Annotated in this window: 20 protein-coding genes; 4 read left to right on the forward strand and 16 right to left on the reverse strand. The window is 29.7% G+C overall.

Going from position 1 to position 20,633, the window contains the following annotated elements:
• Position 1: 1 nt before the first annotated feature.
• The 5 genes from fusA to L6653_RS08355 form a co-directional block, all read right to left on the reverse strand.
• Positions 2–2,062, reverse strand: coding sequence for an elongation factor G (fusA, locus tag L6653_RS08335; protein WP_236786711.1), 2,061 nt, complete (start codon positions 2,060–2,062; stop codon positions 2–4).
• A gap of 201 nt (positions 2,063–2,263) precedes the next feature.
• A complete protein-coding gene (locus L6653_RS08340) occupies positions 2,264–2,632 on the reverse strand; it encodes a DUF956 family protein (RefSeq protein ID WP_049689947.1) in 369 nt (122 codons plus the stop codon).
• Complete coding sequence (locus L6653_RS08345) at positions 2,632–3,561, reverse strand: PTS system mannose/fructose/sorbose family transporter subunit IID (RefSeq protein WP_236786713.1); 930 nt, start codon at positions 3,559–3,561, stop codon at positions 2,632–2,634. The genes L6653_RS08340 and L6653_RS08345 overlap by 1 nt, the downstream gene beginning before the upstream one ends.
• Positions 3,562–3,569: 8 nt before the next feature.
• A complete protein-coding gene (locus L6653_RS08350) occupies positions 3,570–4,379 on the reverse strand; it encodes a PTS mannose/fructose/sorbose transporter subunit IIC (protein ID WP_236786716.1) in 810 nt (269 codons plus the stop codon).
• 9 nt (positions 4,380–4,388) lie between these two features.
• A complete protein-coding gene (locus L6653_RS08355; protein ID WP_236786720.1) occupies positions 4,389–5,390 on the reverse strand; it encodes a PTS sugar transporter subunit IIB in 1,002 nt (333 codons plus the stop codon).
• Between the two features lie 166 nt (positions 5,391–5,556).
• On the opposite strand from L6653_RS08355, the gene L6653_RS08360 reads away from it, so the two are divergent.
• The 4 genes from L6653_RS08360 (at position 5,557) to L6653_RS08375 (ending at position 11,015) form a co-directional block, all read left to right on the forward strand.
• The gene (locus tag L6653_RS08360) at positions 5,557–8,415 is read left to right on the forward strand and encodes an insulinase family protein (RefSeq protein ID WP_236786723.1); all 2,859 of its coding nucleotides are present in this window, start codon (positions 5,557–5,559) and stop codon (positions 8,413–8,415) included.
• Between the two features lie 112 nt (positions 8,416–8,527).
• Positions 8,528–9,646 carry a 5-bromo-4-chloroindolyl phosphate hydrolysis family protein gene (locus L6653_RS08365; protein WP_236786726.1) on the forward strand — a complete coding sequence of 373 codons (1,119 nt, stop codon included), beginning with the start codon at positions 8,528–8,530 and terminating at the stop codon, positions 9,644–9,646.
• Entirely contained in the window at positions 9,639–10,745 is a 1,107-nt protein-coding gene (locus L6653_RS08370; RefSeq protein ID WP_236786729.1) for a toxic anion resistance protein, read from the forward strand. The genes L6653_RS08365 and L6653_RS08370 overlap by 8 nt, the downstream gene beginning before the upstream one ends.
• A 9-nt stretch (positions 10,746–10,754) precedes the next feature.
• Positions 10,755–11,015: a fatty acid kinase subunit FakA-related protein gene (locus L6653_RS08375; protein ID WP_004812605.1), complete on the forward strand. Its 261-nt coding sequence runs from the start codon at positions 10,755–10,757 to the stop codon at positions 11,013–11,015.
• 845 nt (positions 11,016–11,860) lie between these two features.
• Here the strand turns inward: L6653_RS08375 and L6653_RS08380 are convergent.
• The 11 genes from L6653_RS08380 to L6653_RS08430 all read right to left on the reverse strand — a co-directional run bounded on the left by L6653_RS08380 (position 11,861) and on the right by L6653_RS08430 (position 20,601).
• Positions 11,861–12,811, reverse strand: a complete 951-nt coding sequence (locus tag L6653_RS08380) for a magnesium transporter CorA family protein (protein ID WP_236786732.1) — start codon at positions 12,809–12,811, stop codon at positions 11,861–11,863.
• A 189-nt stretch (positions 12,812–13,000) separates the two neighbouring features.
• Positions 13,001–13,633: an ABC-2 transporter permease gene (locus tag L6653_RS08385; protein ID WP_236786734.1), complete on the reverse strand. Its 633-nt coding sequence runs from the start codon at positions 13,631–13,633 to the stop codon at positions 13,001–13,003.
• Entirely contained in the window at positions 13,614–14,480 is an 867-nt protein-coding gene (locus L6653_RS08390) for an ABC transporter ATP-binding protein (RefSeq protein WP_236786737.1), read from the reverse strand. The genes L6653_RS08385 and L6653_RS08390 overlap by 20 nt, the downstream gene beginning before the upstream one ends.
• Positions 14,473–14,850, reverse strand: a complete 378-nt coding sequence (locus tag L6653_RS08395) for a GntR family transcriptional regulator (RefSeq protein WP_236786739.1) — start codon at positions 14,848–14,850, stop codon at positions 14,473–14,475. The genes L6653_RS08390 and L6653_RS08395 overlap by 8 nt, the downstream gene beginning before the upstream one ends.
• A gap of 174 nt (positions 14,851–15,024) precedes the next feature.
• Positions 15,025–15,495, reverse strand: a complete 471-nt coding sequence (locus tag L6653_RS08400; protein WP_236786741.1) for a ferritin-like domain-containing protein — start codon at positions 15,493–15,495, stop codon at positions 15,025–15,027.
• Positions 15,496–15,504: 9 nt separating this feature from the next.
• Positions 15,505–16,530 (reverse strand): sulfite reductase subunit C, encoded by a 1,026-nt coding sequence (asrC, locus tag L6653_RS08405; protein ID WP_236786743.1) that lies wholly within the window; start codon positions 16,528–16,530, stop codon positions 15,505–15,507.
• A 9-nt stretch (positions 16,531–16,539) separates the two neighbouring features.
• A complete protein-coding gene (gene asrB, locus L6653_RS08410) occupies positions 16,540–17,373 on the reverse strand; it encodes an anaerobic sulfite reductase subunit AsrB (protein ID WP_236786746.1) in 834 nt (277 codons plus the stop codon).
• Positions 17,373–18,413, reverse strand: a complete 1,041-nt coding sequence (gene asrA, locus L6653_RS08415; protein ID WP_236786748.1) for an anaerobic sulfite reductase subunit AsrA — start codon at positions 18,411–18,413, stop codon at positions 17,373–17,375. Before asrA ends, asrB begins: the two co-directional genes overlap by 1 nt.
• Before the next feature lie 231 nt (positions 18,414–18,644).
• Entirely contained in the window at positions 18,645–19,103 is a 459-nt protein-coding gene (locus L6653_RS08420; RefSeq protein ID WP_236786749.1) for an SH3 domain-containing protein, read from the reverse strand.
• Positions 19,104–19,112: 9 nt separating this feature from the next.
• Positions 19,113–19,718, reverse strand: a complete 606-nt coding sequence (locus L6653_RS08425; RefSeq protein ID WP_236786752.1) for an AAA family ATPase — start codon at positions 19,716–19,718, stop codon at positions 19,113–19,115.
• Positions 19,711–20,601 (reverse strand): YveK family protein, encoded by an 891-nt coding sequence (locus tag L6653_RS08430; RefSeq protein ID WP_236786755.1) that lies wholly within the window; start codon positions 20,599–20,601, stop codon positions 19,711–19,713. Before L6653_RS08430 ends, L6653_RS08425 begins: the two co-directional genes overlap by 8 nt.
• Positions 20,602–20,633 lie beyond the last annotated feature (32 nt).

Consider the following 20,633-nt stretch of genomic DNA (forward strand, 5'->3'; position numbering starts at 1 on the left):
TTTATTCTTTTTTATTAGCCTCAATTATTTTTTCAGTTAAATCCTTTGGAACTTCTTCATATTTTTCAAATTCCATTGAGAAAGATCCACGAGCCTGTGTCATTGATCTTAAATCTATTGAATATGTTAAAACTTCACTTTCTGGAGCGAGTGCTGAAATAATTTGAGATCCATCTTCTTGTGGCTCCATGCCCAAAATTTTTCCACGTCTTTTGTTCATATCTCCCATAACATCGCCCATGTACTTGTCATCAACCCTAATTTCAAGTTTCATTATAGGTTCAAGAAGGATTGGTTTTGCTTCAACAATTCCTTTTTTGAAAGCAAGTCTTGCAGCAGATTTGAAGGCTTGTTCGTTTGAATCTACTGGGTGGTAAGATCCATCATATAAAGTAGCCTTTATTCCAACAACCTTGTATCCTGCAAGAGGACCTTCGTCCATTGAATCTTTTAGACCTTTTTCTACAGCTGGGAAGTAGTTTTTAGGAACTGCCCCACCAAATACTTCTTCATCAAAAACAAATTCTTCATCACAAGGTTCAAATCTAATAAATACATCACCATATTGGCCGGCACCACCAGATTGTTTTTTGTGTTTACCTTGAACATCAGATTTACCCTTAATTGTTTCCCTATAAGGAATCTTTAAGTCAACAATTTTTGTATTAACAGAATAATTTTCTTTTAATTTATCCATCAAAACTTCAAGTTGAACATTGCCAAGTCCTGCCAATACTTCTTGGTGGGTTTCAGCATCTCTTCTATCCTCAAAAGTAGGATCTTCTTCAGATAATTTCTTCAAAGCAGCTGAGATTTTATCCTCATCATTTTTACTTTCAGCTTCAATTGCATAATATAAAACAGGTTTTGGATATTTGATTTTCTTGTATTCAATAGGATTATCTTTTGTGCATAAAGAATCTCCAGTTTGAAGGCTTTCTTGTTTAGAAAATGCTCCAATATCTCCAGCCACAACCTTGTCAGTCTTAAATTGTTCCTTTCCTCTTAAATAGAAAATATTTGAAGCCTTAAATTCTTTATCCTTACTTATATCATAGAAATTTTGGTCTTTCTTAATAGATCCAGATAAAACTTTAAATATTGAAATTTTACCCAAAAATGGATCGGCAATTGTTTTAAAAACAACAGCAGAAAAAGGTGCGTCATCTTTTATTTCAAAAGCTTCGTACTCATCTTTAACCCTAAATCCAATATTAGCTTCAGCGTGGTCAGGAGATGGCATATATTTTGTGATAATATCCATCAATAAATCAAGACCAATATTTTTCTCCAAACTACCTGCAACAAGAGGAACAGCACTACCATTGATAATGGCCTTTCTAAATCCTTCTTTAAATTCCTCGTCAGTAAAGCTTTCTCCTGAGAAATATTTATCCATAAGCTCATCATCACTTTCAGCAACTACTTCTTGGATTTCCTCATAAACCGCATTTACTTCTTCAAGTCTAATTTCAGGTATTTCTACCTCTTCTACCTTGCCGTCAACATATTTAAAAGCTTTTTTATCTATAACATCGATCAAACCTTCAAAGTTTTCCCCTTCACCAAGGGTTAAGGTTAGTGGGATTATTTTTTTGGAGAAATCTATGTGTAGGTCACTAACTACTTGGTTGAATTTAGCATTTTCTTTGTCTAACTTATTTACAAAAATAATTCTTGGCAAAGAAATATTTTCAGTATATTTCCAATATTTTTCAGTTCCTACTTCTATTCCATTTTCTCCATCAATTACAAACAAAGCTGACTCGCTTGCTCTAAGGGCATTTAATACCTCTCCTTCAAAGTCAAAAAATCCAGGAGCATCGATAAAGTTTACCTTGTAATCTTTATATTCCACAGGAACTATTGAAGTTTGAATTGAAATTTTTCTTTTGATTTCTTGTTTTTCATAGTCAGATACAGTATTTCCGTCAGAAACTTTTCCAACCCTATCAATAGCCTTTGTAAAATATAGTAAAGATTCAGTCAAAGAAGTTTTTCCTGCTCCTGAATGCCCTACTAAAGCTAAGTTCCTCAATTTGTTTGTTTTATAATCTTTCATAATAAAATAACCTCCGTTTTGTCGATGAAAACATTTTTTCATTCTATGTATATTTATATACCCAATTTATTAAATTTAACTTATATATTTTTATAAAGAAGTCAGATTTTTTTGGCGAAAAAGTTTTTATTGTTAAAATTTATTCTAAAAATCATAGCAAATTAAAATTTTCCACACAAAAAAGACCCAGAAAATCTGAGCCTATTTTTTAATTAAATTTTTAAATCCTCTTTTAATTACTTCAAAAAATGATAAAGACCTTCTTAATTTATTTGAATCTATATAATTATTTAAAGCTCTCAAGGTTTTTTTATTGTCCTTGGTCGTAAAAATAAAATTTCCGTTTTCTTTAGTATGAATTGCAAATCTAGATATTTTTTTGCCAAATATAACCGATGCACTCACAAAAGAAATTTCCTTGTAGGGAATTTGTACGTAGTCATCAATATTTTTTTCATTATAAAATTCAAAGGCCTCATCGCCTATCATTATATTTCCATCTGAGGTAAATCCATTAAGGCATCTCGCCTTAATGGATAAGTCTACTTTTTTGTTTTGGCTTTGAACCATTACATAATTCCAAGTACAGATGCAATTATTCCTATTATAAATAGGGCTACGATTATAGCGATTGGTGATACATTTTTCTTTAGTAATTTACAAATTCCAAGTGTAAGTAACATTGGAACAAGTCCTGGTATTAATTGGTTTAAGTTATCTTGTAAGGTTGTAACTTTTACTTGGTCAAGTCCTGCAGATCCTAATTGGTCGTAAAGTTTAAAGGCTTCTTGAAGTCCCTTGCTTCCGCTTGATAGAGAATTCCAATCAATAAATGAACCTGCTTGTTGGGTTACTTCTGATACATTTACTGTAAATGTTACATTTACCCATCTTTGTACCAAAGCTCCAACTATAAACATACCTACAATTGATGCAACCAAGGTAACTTTTCCTAAAAGTCCACCAGATAAGTCTTTAGTTATTTCGTTTCCTACTTTGTAACCAAACTCTTGAGTTTTCCACTCAAATAACATTCTTATAATATTCCAAAATACAAAAAATAAAATTGGTCCGATTATATTTCCTGTTAAAGCCATTGATGCACCAAGAGCTCCAAGTATTGGTCTTGCTGTAAACCAGAAAACTGGATCTCCAACACCTGCCAAAGGTCCCATCATTCCTACTTTCACTGAGTTTATTGTTTTATCATCAATTGGAGCACCATTTGCTCTTTCTTCTTCCATAGCAAGGGTAACTCCCATTACTGGGCTTGAAAGATATGGGTGGGTATTATAAAACTCTAAATGTCTTTTTAAAGCAGATTTTCTATCTTCATCAGATTTGTATAATTTTTTGATAGCAGGAATTATTGAATAACACCAACCACCGTTTTGCATACGTTCGTAATTCCAAGAACCTTGTAGGAGTTGATGACGATTAAATACTTTTATTCTGTCGGATCTTGATAATTCTATTCTTTTTTCATTTACTTCAGTCATATTTCCTCCTAATAATCATTTATAATATCGCCAAGTGGGTCTCCGGTATTTGAGGATCCATTTGATGAAGATGATTCTTTAAGTTTCAAATAAATAAGGGCAAGAGCGAATCCAACAACACCAAGTCCTATTAGGGTTAGTTGTGGGATTGCTGCAACTGCAAAACCTATTGCAAAAAATGGCCAGGTTTCTTTTGTACTCATCATATTAATTACCATGGCATAACCTACTGCTGCAACCATTCCACCACCTACTTCCATACCGTGGGTTAACCAATCAGGCATAGAATTTAAAACGCTGGTTACAACTTTTGGTGAAACAAAGCAAAGTGCTGCTGCAGGAATTGCTATCCTAAGTCCTTGCATTAAAACTGCAAGCATATGAAGAACTTCAATTTTTCTGAAATTTCCTTCTTCTGCTGCTGCATCCATTCCGTGAACTATTGGAATTGATAAAGTTCTTGCTATCATTGTCAAAAATAGACCTGCTACTGAAAGTGGGATTGCAACTGCAATTGATGTGTTGATTGCATTATTTACATTTCCAGTTCCATCTTGAAGAGCTAAAACCATAATAATTGCACTTGCTACTGATGCAAGGGCTGCATCTGGTGCTACCGCTGCTCCTACATTTGCCCAACCAAGCGCAATCATTTGAAGAGCACCACCAAGCATAATTCCTTCTTTTAAATGTCCACTTACAAGTCCAATCAAAGTACAAGCTACGATTGGTTGGTGGAATTGGAATTGGTCTAGGATTCCTTCCATACCTGCAAGTAGAGCAACTATAACAATTAAAATAATACTAATTGCTGACATAATTCCTCCTTAAGCCAAACCAAGTTCTGATTTTGCTTTTTTCATAATATTTGTAAAATTTTCAGGCTGATTTGCTGGAACTTTTCTTACATCGATTTTAATTCCCTTATCGAGTAATTTTTCAAAAGTTTCAACATCTTCCTTGCCCATAGAAACTGTAGAAGTTACATAGGCCTTTCCTTGTGAGTGAGCCATAGATCCAAGATTTATTTCTTTTAAATCTGCACCTTTTTCGATTAATTCTAGGGCATCTTGTGGTGTTTCAAATAATAACATTGCCCTTGTATCTCCAAAACGTGGATCTTTGAAAATCTCTGCCATTTTCCATATTGGCACAACGTGAGCCTTTACTCCTGGAGGAGCAGCCTCCATTATCATTGACTTACGCAAAGCATCCTCACTTACATTGTCACTTACAACAATAATTCTTGACGGATTTGTTGCTTTTGTCCAACTTGTTGCAACTTGTCCATGAAGTAATCTTGTATCAATCCTTGCAAGAACAACATCAATTTTTCCATCCCCAATTACAGTTCCTTCTGGAATTGATCCTGTGTGTTTTGGAAGATTTTCTGTTATTTCATCTTTTGCACTAGACTTATTGTAGTCATCCATCAAGGATTCTGGTTTAGTTTTTACTCCTTCTTTGGCAGGCTCTAATAATATTTTTGCAAGATCGTGTGATTTTTCTTCCATTAATCTTGAGCCAAGTGCCTCAATTAACATGGGTAAATTTAGTCCGGTAAGAACTGCCCACTTTTCTTCGTTTCCATCCATTAGAGCTGAAACTTGATTAAAAGGTGTTCCGCCCCAAAGGTCTACCAAGAAAAGAATTTCTTCACAATCAAGTTTTTTGATTTTTTCTTCAAGATCTTTTCTTAAATCATCAGGACCCATTGAAGGTAAGAGAACAGCTGTTTCGAGTTTTTCTTGTTCTCCAAAAATCATTTCACCAGATTGTCTTATACCTTGGGCAAATTCGCCGTGACTTGCCAGTATAATACCTATCATTTACTTCCCTCCTTAAATTAAATTGATTTATTTTATAAACCTATTCTAATTCTACACTATATTTCTAAATTTATTAAATATTTTTTTAAATCATTTTTTCTATTAATGAGATAAAATTTTTTTAAGAGTATAGTTGTATTAATAATTACAAAGAAAGGATTTATTGATGGAAAAATATATTTTAATAAAAAATAAAAAATATGAAAAGCTTGGTCTTGATGTTTTTTTGTATGAACACAAAAAATCTGGAGCAAGAATTAATTATATAAAAACTGATGACAAAAACAAAACTTTTGCAATTGCTTTTAAAACTCCCCCAGAATCTTCCAAGGGAATTTCCCATATTTTGGAACATTCTGTTTTAAATGGTTCAAAAAAATATAGGACAAAAGAACCTTTTATGGATATGATTGGATCAAGTCTTCAAACTTTTTTAAATGCCATGACCTATCCTGATAAAACTGTTTATCCTGTTGCAAGCGAAAATGAAAAAGACTTTTTTAATCTCCAAGACGTTTACTTGGATGCAGTTTTTAATCCAAAAGTTTTAAATAAAGAAGAAATTTTCTTGCAAGAGGGAAAATCCATAAAAATTGATGAGAATGGAAAATTTTCTGTATCCGGTGTCGTTTACAATGAAATGAAAGGGGCCACTACAAATCCTGATACTATTATTTTAAATGAAATAAATAAATATCTTTATAAAGACTCCTGCTACCAATATGTTTCAGGTGGAAATCCTTATGATATTTCAAAATTAACCTACGAAGAATTTTTGGATTTTTATAAAAGATTTTACCACCCATCAAATTCTGAAATTTTTTATTATGGAGATATGGATATTGAGAAATATTTAGAAAATCTTGATGAGGAATATTTGTCCCACTACGAGAAAAAAGAAATTATTGCAGATTGTAAAGTTTTAGAAAATTATTACCAAAAACCAATTTTTACATCTTTTCAATCAAACAATGAGGATAAAAACAAATCCTATCTCACCTACTCATTTTTAACCAATGAAAGAGCAAATATAAAAGACCAACTTGCAAATGCAATCTTATCAATTGCCCTTTTCAATTCAGATTCTTCTGAAATTTCCCAAAGAATTTATAAGGAAATTTCCCCTGAAAGTTTTAATGCAAGAACGGGCTATGGGGAAATATCTTCAATTCAAATTACAGCCCAAGGAACATCAGATGAAAATTTGGATAAATTTATTGAAATAATTGAAGAAGAACTTGAAAAATATGCTAACCACATCCCAAAAGATTCACTAAGAGCTGCCCACGCCCTTTTTGATTTTTCCCAAAGAGATCAAATAAATTCAGCCTCAAAAGGAATAGAATATATACTCATGCACAATTTGGATAATGAAATTTTTGATAGCCTAAATTTGATTGACTATATAAACGAATTGGGAGATTTGATTGAAACTGATTATTTTGAAAAACAAGTTAGGAAATATTTTATCAATAACAAGACTAAATTAGTTCTTGTGGCAAAACCAGATAAGAATTATTTTAAAAATATTGAAGAAAAAATCGACCAAGATTTGGAAAATTTGAAAAAGTCTTTGTCAAATGATCAAATCGAAGAATTAAAGAAAAAGGAAGAAAAATTAAAAGCCTTCCAAGAAAAAGAAGATTCAAAAGAAGCTAAGGCTACAATCCCAACTCTTGAAATTAGCGATGTAGACCTTGATATCGAAAAGGTTCCAAGAAAAATCGAGGATGATGATTTCAAATTTATCTACCACGACCTTGATAGTGCTGGGATGATTTACAATGAATTTTTCTTTGACATAAATCATCTAGACCTTGAAAATCTCAAATATCTTTGTCTAATTTCAGATCTTTTGGGCTCAATTGATACAAAAGATCATTCCTACCAAAAATTGGATGATTTAATTCCAATAAATATGGCAGGACTTAATTTTACTGTTCAAAATATAAAAAATAAGGATGGGGAAATAAATAATTATTTAAAAATTTCCTTTAAAACTACTATTGATAGGTACGAAAAATCCTTACTTCTTGTAAAAGAGATTATGAATGAATCTGTTTTTGATGATGAAAAAAGAATTAAGGATATTTTAAAACAAATCAAGGCCTTGTTTGAAATGACCATGTATGATTCAGGTCACAGCCTTGCCCTAACTCGTTCTTTTTCACATTTTGATAAACTTTCATACATCAAAGATGAGCTAAATTGCTTTGGATATTATGAATTTATAAAGAAAATTTCCAAAGATGTAGAAGATGATTTTTTCACATTCAAAGAAAAATTAGAAGAATTATATAAAGAAATTTTTTCAAAAAATCTTTTAATAAATATTACAGGATCAAATGAGGATTATAAAATTCTTAAGGCTTATATAAAGAAAGAATTTTCATATCTTGAAAAAAACAAAAAAGAAAAAGCCCAAATAGATTTTCATAAGTCTTATTATAAAGAAGGAATTTTATCCGATGCAAATGTAAATTATGTGTCTGTGGGTGGAGATTTAAAAGAATTTTCTGATAAAAAGTTAAATCTTTTGGCCCTTTCTTCATCAATTATTTCTAATCCCTACCTTCACGATTTAATTCGTGCAAAAGGCGGAGCCTATGGGGCAGGTCTTATGGTTGATAAATATGGAAATATTGGGACATATTCTTACAGGGACCCTCACATAAAAGAAACTGTAGAAAATTATAAAAAAATCCCTGAGATTTTAGAAAATTTGAAACTTGATTTAAATGATTTTAAAAACCAAAAAATTTCAAAGATGGGTTCATATTTAAAACCTCAATCTCTTCAAGCCAAAACTTCTTTGGATTTTTTAAGATATTTGCAAGGATTTTCTTATAAGGAGCTTGAAGAAAAACTTCTTGATATAAAAAATGCCAGCTTAGATGATATAATTGATTTGAAAGATGATTATAAAAATATTTTGGACAAAAACAATTTTACAGTTTTTGGAAATAGAGAAAAAATAAGAGAAAATGAAAATTATTTTGATAAAATAATAGACCTTGATTCTTAAATATATGAATATTTTTATTAATATATTTAAATCTAACAATCAAATATTAAACAAAGATTAATTTTAATTTAAGATTTAAATCTTTCGGGTATAATTTTACCAAGGAGTGATTATGACAAATTTTGATAAAGAAAATGAAAAATCTTTGGAAAATAGTCTTAATAAAGCTATTTCCGACATGGATTTTTCTGATATAAGTAATAAGGTTAGAGAAAGCCTTGATGTATTTATTGATAAAACCATGGATTTTATAAATGGAAATCCAGTAAGAAAACCTGCCATTCAAACCAAAAACCCTCAGGTTTGTGCCCAAAAACTTCCTGAAAAATCTAAGTTAGGCTTATTGAAAACAGGTGGAGTTTTTTCTTTTATAATCTCTTTTGCAACTGGAATGTCATTTATAGATATGGAACCAGATATGTTTAGTAATTTAATTACAGCAATAGTTTTTGGAGTTTTGGGAGTTTTTTCTTGGAAAAAAGCAAAAGAGATTGATATGATTTCTAAAGATTATACAAGATTTTTAAGAGAGCTCGGTCATAATACTGTAATTCCAATAAGAGATTTGGCATCATCAGTACAAAAAACTGAACAATCTACCATAAAAGAGCTTATGTATATGATGAAGAAAGGATATTTCAAACAAGCAAGAATAGTAGAAAATGATTCATTATTTTTACTTGATATTCCAACTTTCAAATTATACAAAAATCAAAAAAATCAAATGGCAAACTTATCTTATGAAGAGAAAAAACAAATAGAAAAAGATGCTCACAAGGATGTAAATATTGAAAAGGCAGAAAATATAATAAAGATTTCAAGCAAGGAAATAAATTCTATCAATCTTGATATTTCAAGGATTAAAAACAGATCTTTTCTTGAAAAAGTAATAGAGATTAAAAAAACAATTGAAAATATTGTAAATATCATAAAAAGATATCCAGAAAAAGCCTATGCTTTGGACAAATTTATGGATTATTATTTGCCAACAACTGTAAAATTAATAGACGCCTACACAGAATATGAAATTATGGAATCAAATGACCCAAAAATTAAAAATTCTCTTTTAGAAATTGAATCTTCCATAGAAACAATCAACGAGGCCTTTGGAAAAATCCAATTGGAACTTATGGAAGATAGGACAATGGACATAAAAACTGATATAGAAACAATGAAAATTCTCTTAAACCAAGAAGGCTATCTAGAAAAAGATTGGAGCAAAGATGAGTGACATTAAATTAAGATTAGACGGAGAAAATGAAGAAGTAGAATTAAAACCAGCCCAATACAAGGAAAAAATTCAAATTGATCAGTCAATAAAGTTTTCTCCAGAAGAAGAAAAACAAATAGACGATTTCTCGCAAAAAATTGACCTAGAAGATTCAAATATAATTCTCCAATATGGAGTCGGAGCTCAAAAAAAGATTTCAAATTTCTCAGAAAAAACCTTAAACACTGTAAAAAACAAAGATCTTGGAGAAGTTGGGGGACTTTTGGATAAGGTTGTTTCAGAAATAAAAACAATGGACCAAGACGATGGTGGTATGTTTGGATTTTTTAAAAAGCAAAAATCAAAGATTGAAAATATGAAATTAAAATACCAATCAACCGAAAAAAATATAGACGAAATCGCCAAAGCCTTGGACAACCACCAAATAACCCTATTAAAAGATATATCTCTTCTTGATCAAATGTACGAATTAAACGAGGATTATTATAAGGAACTTTCTATGTATATAGAAGCTGGAAATAGAAAACTAAAAAGAACTTTTGAAGAAGACATACCAGCTCTTGAAAATACAGCAAGAATTTCAAACCTCCCAATGGATGCCCAAAAAGCAAATGATATGAAAGCCCAAGCCAACAGATTTGAGAAGAAATTGCACGATTTAGATTTAACCAGGATGGTTTCAATGCAAATGGCGCCACAAATTAGGATGGTTCAATCATCAAACTCAATTATGGCAGAAAAAATCCAAACAACAATTGTAAATACAATTCCACTTTGGAAAAATCAAATGGTCCTAGCCCTTGGCATGAGCCACACAGAACAAGCAATTCGTGCCCAAGAAGCCGTAACAAATCTTACCAATGATTTATTAAAATCAAACGCTGACAAATTAAAACAAAATACAATCGACACAGCAAGAGCAACCGAACGCGGTATAATAGACCTTGATACAATAAAATACACAAACGACAGACTAATCGAGGCGATTGATGAAGTAAGGACAATCCAAATCGAAGGAAAGAAAAACAGAGAAGACGCCAAAAACGAACTTGGCCGTCTTGAAGAAGAATTAAAAAGAAATTTATTGAAAAATAGTTAGGAGAAAAAAATGGCAGAAAAAATAGAATTCAAATTTGATACCCAGCTTTTAATAGCAGGAGAAGATTTAGACGAAGACGAAATTTTCGATCATATTACAGAAAATTTCGAAGGAGATAGCCTACTTGCAGTAGGAGATGAAGATTTAATAAAAATCCACTTCCACACAAATAAACCATGGGAAATATTAGAATACGCTCAATCAATCGGAGATATTTTTGACGTAGTAGTAGAAAATATGCAAAGACAAGCAGATGGGCTAAAGGGATAAAAATACAAAAAAAGGCAGGAATTTTCCTGTCTTTTTGTTTTGTCTGGAATAAAAAAATTATACTCCGAGATCTCTCGACTCGTTCCACTCGCTCGAGATGGGTGAGTATTTGATAACTTTTATTGCTAAAGTTTAGATATTAATAATTCTTGGTTCATAATTTCGCTTAAATTATTTTTATATAATCGTGTTTTCTTAGTGATTTTTTTTAAAAAATTATATTTTTTATTTTAATATTACAAGCGATAACTAAAAAACACAAACTTTCTATTCTAAAAATATAAGTTTATAATAATAAAAAAAATTTATTCTTTAGATATCACAGTAAATAAAGACAAAATCCATCTCGAGCGCAGTCGAGAGATTTCTTTTTTTTACTTTTACTTTAAATATAATTTTACTCTGAGATCTCTCGACTCATTTCATTCGCTCGAGATGGGTGAGTATTTGATTTTATTTATTGCTAAAGTTTAGACATTAATAATTCTTGGTTCATAATTTCGTTTAAATTATTTTTATATATAATCATGTTTTCTTTGTAATTTTGTTTGAAAAATTATATTTTTTATTTTGATATTACAAGCGATAAGTAAAAAATACAAACTTTCTATTCCAAAAATATAAAATTATAATAATAAAAAAATTTATCCTTTAGAAATCAAGACAAATAGATGGAAACCCCATCTCGAGCGCAGTCGAGAGATCTCTTTTTTAATTTTATACCTAAATTTAATCTATACATTGAGATCTCTAGACTCATTCCATTCGCTCGAGATGGATGAGTATTTGATAAATTTTATTGCTAAAGTTTAGATATTAATAATACACTGGTCTTACTTTTCTTTTCACCTGTCAAATCTTCTAAATAATATATATACTAAAATTACACTAATCAAAGAAATTCCAATAACATACATGTAGCCAAAATTCCATTTTAATTCTGGCATATTTTCAAAATTCATCCCATACCAACCAGTTATTATCGTTATTGGTGTAAAAATTGTCGTTACAACCGTCAAAACTTTCATGGTGTTATTCATGGAAAGATCCATTTTTGATGTATAGGAATCTTTTACATTTGTAATATATCCGCTTAGGTAGGAAATATTTGAAGAATATCTTTCAACTCTAAACAAAACTGATTTTAGGTGTTTTATATCATCATCATCGAAAATTTCATTTTCATTTTCCATTAAAACTTCCAAGGTATCGAGAAGCCTTTCGTATGAAGCATATAAATTTAAAGCCTTGTGCCTATTGTCAGAAATTATTTCTATACTATCTCTGGTTTTTTTATTTTTTATTATCGCATCTTCCACAGCTGCTGTTGAATTTTTAATTTGGTCAAAAATCCTTGTATGGTTATTTACTAAGGCTGTAATGAAATATTTCAAAAGCCTTCCTGGAGATCTTGCTGAAAATTTCTTTGTTAGCATCTTCCTAAAAGCTTCAGTTGTCGATTGGTCTCTGTCGTACAAATCAACAATTATAAGCCTATTATTTTCTATATAAAATCCTATAAGATCTGAAGTTTCAAGATTTCCCATTATATCTAAAAGTTCTAAAATTGCAAAGGTATAATTATCTTCAACCGCCATATAAGATTTTTTTGCAGTTTCTGACAAAAGCAAGTCAATTATTGCATCGTCTAAATCATATGTTTTTGCAAATTCAATAAAACTCGCCTTGCCCAAATACATCAAATAAAAATCATCATCTTCTATAACATCATAAAAACTAGAAATATCGGTTTGTTCAAAACCTTTATCAGTGTCAAATTTATAAATATAATCCATTTTTTCTCCTTAAAATTAGGGAAATTTCTTCTACATTATGACTATATGAATTATTGACGGAATTTCAATGCTTTTAATTCTATCTTTTGATAAGCTGATATAAAATTTAAAAGTAAAAAAATAAGAATCCTCAGACAATTTTTAAAATAATCTAAAGGATTCTTATTTTTTATTTATTTAATAAAATTCTTAAAGTTCTTTATTTTCAAAAATTTTAATTGAAGAAAAAATTGAAAGTAAGTGAATTATTATTGTTGTAACAAAAATTAATAAAGTTAGAATAGTCTTATCCATACTTAGTCCCTTATTTATATATTCCAAAAGCCTTTCTTTGTTTGACGAAACAGTTGAGAAAAATGCAAATACTATAAAGTATAAAATTACAAAAATAAGCCTCGCCTTTTCTGCCCCAAATTTATACATTAAAGGAAGTTCAACTACCCCAACTATACTTGTTATAAAAAACAAAGATGATAATATTAAAAGCATGGGAATTTCTTTTGTAAGTGGATTTTTATCAAATCCAACTACAAAGGATAGACCTATTGCAAAAAGTGACATAAATAAAATTATCATATATCTTGAAACAACTATTTTTTTCCTAGAAATCCCACTTGAAATCAAATATTTATTTGTCGAATATTGATTATCTATTCCAAAGACCATTCCCAAAAGTATTACTGGAACTAGGATAAAAAATAAGGGAATCAAAACCAATTGATTTTCTTTATAAAAATAAACTCCCAAGCCTACTATAATTACAAATTGTAAAAGCAAAGCATTTTTTATCGAAATCAAATCTTTATATATCAAGGCTTTCATTGTATTTCTCCTTTATCATATAAACCATAATTTCCTCTATACTCACATTTTCCACTTCAAGATTTTGAGGAATTAGTTCTTTTTTGACCAAACATTCTTTTCCAAATTTATGATTTCTTACTGCAATTATGGAATTTTTATCAAGACTTTCAAATTCTTCTTTTGAAAGAGAAACTAGACCATAATCTTCCTTTAATTTATCCTTATTTTCAACAAAAATTAGCTTTCCCCTATGTAAAAAGGCAATTTCATCTGCAATTTTTTCCAAATCTGACAAAATATGGGATGAAATCATAATGCTTTTGTTTTCATCTTGGATAAATTCTAAAAGTATATCCAAAATATCATCCCTTGCAACAGGATCAAGTCCGCTTGTCGCCTCATCCAAAATCAAAAGCTCTGCCTTGTGACTTAAAGCCAAAATCAAAGACAATTTCATCTTCATTCCTCTAGAAAAAGTAGAAATTTTCTTTTTTTCTGGAAGCTCAAATCTTTTTAAAAGCTTATTAAAAGTTTCTTTTTCCCAAAAATTTCCATAATACATAGAGTGAAATTTTTCAACTTCTTTAATATTAAGCTCTTGGGGAAAGAAAAAATCTTCAAAAACAAAGGCAATTTTTTTCTTCTCATCTTCTGACAAATCTTCAATTTTTTTGCCAAAAATATAAATTTCACCAGAATCTTTTTTCATATCGCCCAAAATCAATTTGATTGTAGTAGATTTTCCAGCTCCATTTTCTCCAATATATCCAACAATAGATCCTCTTTTGATATTTAAATCCAAAGGTCCAAGATAAAAATCATTCAAAGACTTGCTGAGGTTTTTTATTTCTAATATATCATTCATCTTCTTCCTCCAATATATCCATAAGAGAAATAATTTCTTTTTTTGAAATTCCTGCAAGTTTAGACAATTTGATAATTTCTTTTAGATGATCTTCGATTTTTATAGAAAATTTTTCTCTTATTAATTCTGGATTTTGATCTTTTACAAAATTTCCTTTTCCAGGAACAGAATTAATAAGTCCATCTTTTTCAAGTTCATCATAAGCCCTTTTCGTTGTAGCTACACTAACTCTTAGCTCTTTTGCCAAAAGTCTAATAGAAGGAAGGGCTTTGTCTTTTTCTATCTCATCATTTAAAATTGCATCTCTTATTTGATTTTTAATTTGTAAATATATGGGATCTTTACTCGAGTATTTGATCTTAATATCCATTTATTCCTCCTACTGTTCATAGTGTACCTTAACAGTTGAAAAGTGTCAAGATATACTTTATAAAAAAATAAAAGAGCAAAATGCTCTTTTATTAAAACTCATTTACCTTTATTAAAAAATTAATTTTTTTAGATTTTTAAAATATAAAATCTAGAAAAACTTTACTTTTGATAATTATTTTATAAAATCATTGTACCATTGGTGAATTAATTTGATGTGGCCTCTTTCTTCTGCCTCTACTCTATCAATTAATTCTGGTTCAAAATCTGGAACTATTGTTCTTACTTCTTTAATAAAAAGAATTGTATCTTTTTCAATTCCTATAGAAAATCTATAGATATCTATTGGATCATCTCCAACATTTGATGAGTCAAAATTAAATATTTGATCTATCATTGATTGAATATAAGCCTTGTACTCATCATCATATTCCTTATCAATTTCTTGGTTTTTGTCTATTTTTTCAGACAAACTTTTGTAAAGTGCCTCATGGTGAGTTTCTTGCTCAGCTAAAAATTCAAAAAATTCTTTGTTTTTTTTATCATCTGAGAATTTTCTTGCCATTTCTTCATAAAATTTTTGACCATTTTGTTCTAATTTTACTAGGGTTTCTAGTAAATCTTTTGGTTGAAATTGTGATCTCATATAAGCTCCTTATTTTACAGTTTTATGATCTTCTACTTTCATTACATTTATTGAAGATCTATATTCTTTTTCTGTCCAATTTATTCTGTCTGCTATTAGGCATTCTGGATTTAAGTCGACATCTTTTAACATCATTTTTTTGAAAGTTGGAAAACCTACTCTGTCTATTAAATGTCCACCGTGCATGTAAACTGGTTTGTTATCTAAAACATAGGCTGAGAAATCTTTCCAATTTTTCATCATTTGGATTACTGTATCTTCATCCATCCATCTTGCGAACATTTGACCCATTCTTGGATATTGCTTTCCAGTTCTTCCACCAATTATTACATTCCACATTTGTCTATCTGGTCTTCTCCATGCAGAATTTGGGCATCTTGTTACACATTCTCCACAACCAACACAACAACATGGATCTTTATCAACTTTTCCTTGATCGTTTAGTGATAAAACTCTTGTTGCAACAGCCTTACACCTATCAACGCAAGCTCCACATCCTATACAACGATCTATATCATAGATTGGTTTTGTTACTCCAATAAATCCAAAGTCTGTAAAATGTGCTTTTACACAGTCATTCGGACACCCTGTTACTGCGACTTTTATCTGATAAGGTGATTCATAAATTATCTTTTCTAATTTATCTGCAAGTCTTTGAGTATTTTGAGCAGCCTTTATACAATGTCTTCCACCAATGCACGCCATAATATTTCTTGGTCCTATGTATGGGTATCCTTCATCATTGTATACAATTTCTACATCACGACTACCTTCAATTTCTTCTATATATGGTCTTATAATTTCATTTACTTTTGGTATATCTTCATATTTTATTCCTGTTATGTTGAAAGTTTGTCTTGTACCAAAATGGAAGTTTCCATCTCCATATTTTTGGCAAATCATTTGTACCATTTCTAACCATTTTGCATCTACCAAAGCTCCAGGAGATCTTAATTGTAGTAAAAATTCTCCAGGGATTTTGGATTGACGATAACAATTATTTCTAACTTTTGCTACATCTATATCTAATGTCATATTATCTCCTTAATCTAGTAAGTCTTTTGCAACTGTATATGGGAAAACTGGTCCATCAAGACATACATAAGTTTCATTTATCCTACAATGCCCACATTTTCCAACTGCACAAGACATTTTTCTTTCGAAACTTGTCCAAATCTTATCTTCTGTAACGCCTTCTTTTATCAAGGCAAGTGATGTAAATTTCATCATAATTGGAGGACCTACCATTACAACCGCATAATTATCTTCAAAAGATTTTATAGGTAAATCTGGTATAAAGGCTGTAACCATTCCTTTTTTAAATCCTTCTTTTTCTTCATTGTCCAATGAATAAACAGCACTAATTTTTTCTTGATTTTTCCAATCATCCAAATTTTCTTTAAATAAAACAGAATCATGATTTTTAAATCCTAAAATCAAATGTAGGTTTTCAAATTCACTTGGATTTTCCTTTATGTATTCTATCAATCCTTTTACAGGGCTTACTCCTGTTCCCCCTGCAACTACTACTACATTTTTTCCTTTTAATTTTTCAATTGGCCATCCATTTCCATAAGGTCCTCTTAGAAAAATATTATCTCCAGGAGTTGATTCAAAAAGTTTTGATGTCACTTCCCCAACATTTCTTATGGTCATTTCAACAAATCCTTCTCCCATTCCTGAAACAGAAATTGGAGCTTCTCCTATTTTTGCAAGTGAAACTTGCAAGAATTGTCCAGGCTTAACTTCTTTGTCAAAGGCAACTTTGAAAGTCCATTCAGTTTTTGTGTGTTTTTTGATATCCAAAATTTCATAAGATTTTGGTAAAACATAATTTAAATAATCATTATTAGATCTTTTTATTTCATTTTTTTCCATTATTTTACCTCACTTCTAATTTTCTCAAGTTCTTTATTAACCTTATTTATTGTTTCTGGATAAGAAATTAATTGTGGACAATGAGCTGAACATCTTCCGCAACCTACACACATTGGACCGTCTTCAAATCTTTTGTTGTGAGCATAAATTTTGTGCATAATTTTATATCTATATCTTTCTTTGATTTGATTTCTAAAATGTCCACCGCCAGCTACTAAATCAAAATCTTTTGTCATACAAGACGCGTTTGTTCTTCTTCTTTCACCGACACGTCTGTTAAGAGTGTATGTGATATCTTTTGTTGTAAAGCAAGTACAAGTTGAACAAGAAGTTGTACAAGATCCACATCCTATACATCTTGAATTGTATTCTTTCCAAATATCTGAATTTGCAATTTTATTTGCTTGTTCGTTGTCTTTTATCTCTGGAAAATTTACCTTTAATTTATTTTCTTGTGGGAATTTCAAATCAAATTCTTCGTTTGAAAATTTTGATAGATCCAAATCATCTTCTGTTTTTACTTTTATAGATCCGTCATCATTAAATCTAAACGCATATGTAAAATTATCTGTTTTATTTGCATCACATGATACACAAAAACAATTTCTATCAAGGTCTTCTTGGCATTCCAAAAGAGCATAGTGAACCTTATTTTTTCTTCTTAAATAAAACATATCTTCAAAAGGTCCATTTTTTATAAACATATCATCTAAATATTTTAAAGCATTTATATCACAAGCCCTTGCAAAAACCAAAACATCTTTTTTGTATGGATTTTTGGTTTCTGTATAATCGTCCTCAGTAAAATAAAATAAATTTTCTGTCATTGGAAGTAGAGCTTCCTTGGCTGAATATGTGGATTTTTCTTTGTATTCAAGTTCATCAAAACTTTTTATATTTTCATACATAATTGTATCCATATCACAATATCTTCCGCCTCTTGTGATTCTTTTTGGGGCAAAAATTGTGTATTTGGATTTTAGGATTTCAAATAAATCCCCGGCCTCATCCTTTTTTATCAGATAATCTTTATAAGCCATATATCCTCCTAATTTTTTGAATAATTGATAAGTTTTATCAAATTTATTCATAATTTAAAAAAACTTGCAGCTTGGCTACAAATTTTTTTACTATAATATAAATTTCTTCATTTTTAATATATCATTAAATTTTAAAAATTTAAAGTGTTTTCCTAATAAAATTTAATTTATAATTATTTATTTTTTTATATTTTTCAAATAAAAAAAGCCTGGTTAAAACCAAGCTAATTTTTATTGAACATCTTCTAAAAGTTCTGTCAAAATATATCCTTCATATTCACCGTAGCTTACTTTTGACCATTCGCCTACAATTTCTGATCTTTCGATTTGGGTGCCTGGTTGGATTGTTGCTACTATTTCTGAATCCGTATTCATTTCTCTTCTTATATTTGAAATATCTCCTACTGTAAATATTCCGTAGGCTTCTTGTGGATTTTCTTGTGTATTTTTATTTTCTGTTGTACTATTATTTTCTTTTGTGTCTTTTTTGTTATCTTCTTTTTTTTCAACAGTTTTTAGACTTGCATTTGACGCGTTATCATTTGATTTTTTTTCTTTGATATCTATTTTTGTTGATACTGGGTTTGATTGTTTGTTTTCTTCAGGATGCCTTTGGGAGATGTATTCTTCCTTTGAACAAGCTGAAAGTCCAAGAGATAGAGCCAATATTAATAAAATTTTCTTTTTCATTTTTTCTCCTTAATTATCTGTTGTTATAATTCCAGAAATTTGTGCGTTTACATTTTCAAGCTTTCTTAATGATCCATTTAGTTTCTTCTTCCTAAAATCTTTTTTTCCTGCAAAAACTATAACTGAATCGCAAAGGCTTGGATAAAAATTTGCATCATCGTATTTTTCATTACAAGCTGTATCCAAAAGTATAAAATCATATTTTTCTTTTAATGAATCAAAAATCGCATTTATCCTGTCATAGGATAATACGTTTTGCCCATCTTCTTTTTTACTTGGGGCAAGAATTAAATCAAGATTTTTTTGAAAATGGTCTTTTACTATAAAATTTTCATAGGGTTTTTCTTTTTCTAAAATATCATAAAATCCCCTATCAAAATCTATATCACACAATTCTCCCATCCTAGGATTTCTAAAATCAGCTTCGACAATTATTACCTTATAATTATCTTTTGCCAAAGTTCTAGCCAAATTTAGTATCAATGAAGCCTTATTTACCTTCTCATTTGATGATACAAATTGAACTAGAGAATTTTTATGGCTAATTTTTAAAAAATTATTTTTTAAGGATATAAAAGATTTTTCAATCTCTTCTTTTTTGTTTTTATTAAACATTCAAATCACCATCATCATATTTTGGCATATCTGCAATTATTGTATAGTCCTTATCATTTTCCTTATTTTGATAAGTTCTAAAATCATCATCTATATCTTCATCTTCTTCAATGCTGTCAACATATTTAAAAGATTGGTCGTAATCTATTTCTTCTGCTGATTCTTCATCAATAACATTTTCATCTTCATTTACAAATTCTTGATTTTCTATTTTGTGATCTTCATCCTCGTAAAAACTTTGATCAAAAGAATCATATTCATAATTTTCTTCTTCGTCTTCGTCTTTAAAAACTACTTTTCTTATCTCTTTTTCTTCAACTATTTCCTCTTCATTAATTTTTGAATTTCTAATAGTTAAAGCCAAAGATCCAAAAATCATATAAGTTAAAAATCCTGCAAGTCCCACTTTAAAAGAGTCTTTTTCATTATTTTTCAAAAGACTTCCATTTGGATAAGCGTGGTCGATTACAACGGCATCAGCCTTGTAAAGTTCATTTATAACTGAAACTGTAATTTCTGCATATTCATCTGCTATATCTTCAGCCCTAAGTTTTATAGAATCTTCTACATTAATATTTAAAATATGGGTGTTTGGAATTGCTTGAATTTGCATTTTTTTATCAAGCTCGCTTGCTTCCATATCAAGTTTCAAATTTTCTATAACTCTTTTTTTGATTGCATTTGAATTTACAGTTTCTGCATAGGTGTAGGCGGTTTTATCATCTTCTTTTATTTTTTCATTTGAAGTTGTAAGAATTTTCGCCTGTGCTGTATATTTTTTAAAACCTAATTTACCAGACAAAAAATAAAACCCTATTCCTAAAATTAATCCAAAAACCAAAGCTTTTGGGATTATACTAAAAATTGTTTGTCTTTTTTTCATTATCTCCTCCGAAATTTTTATATCTTTTATTT

It is taken from the genome of Anaerococcus ihuae (genome assembly GCF_928368155.1).
Lineage (GTDB): Bacteria > Bacillota > Clostridia > Tissierellales > Peptoniphilaceae > Anaerococcus > Anaerococcus ihuae.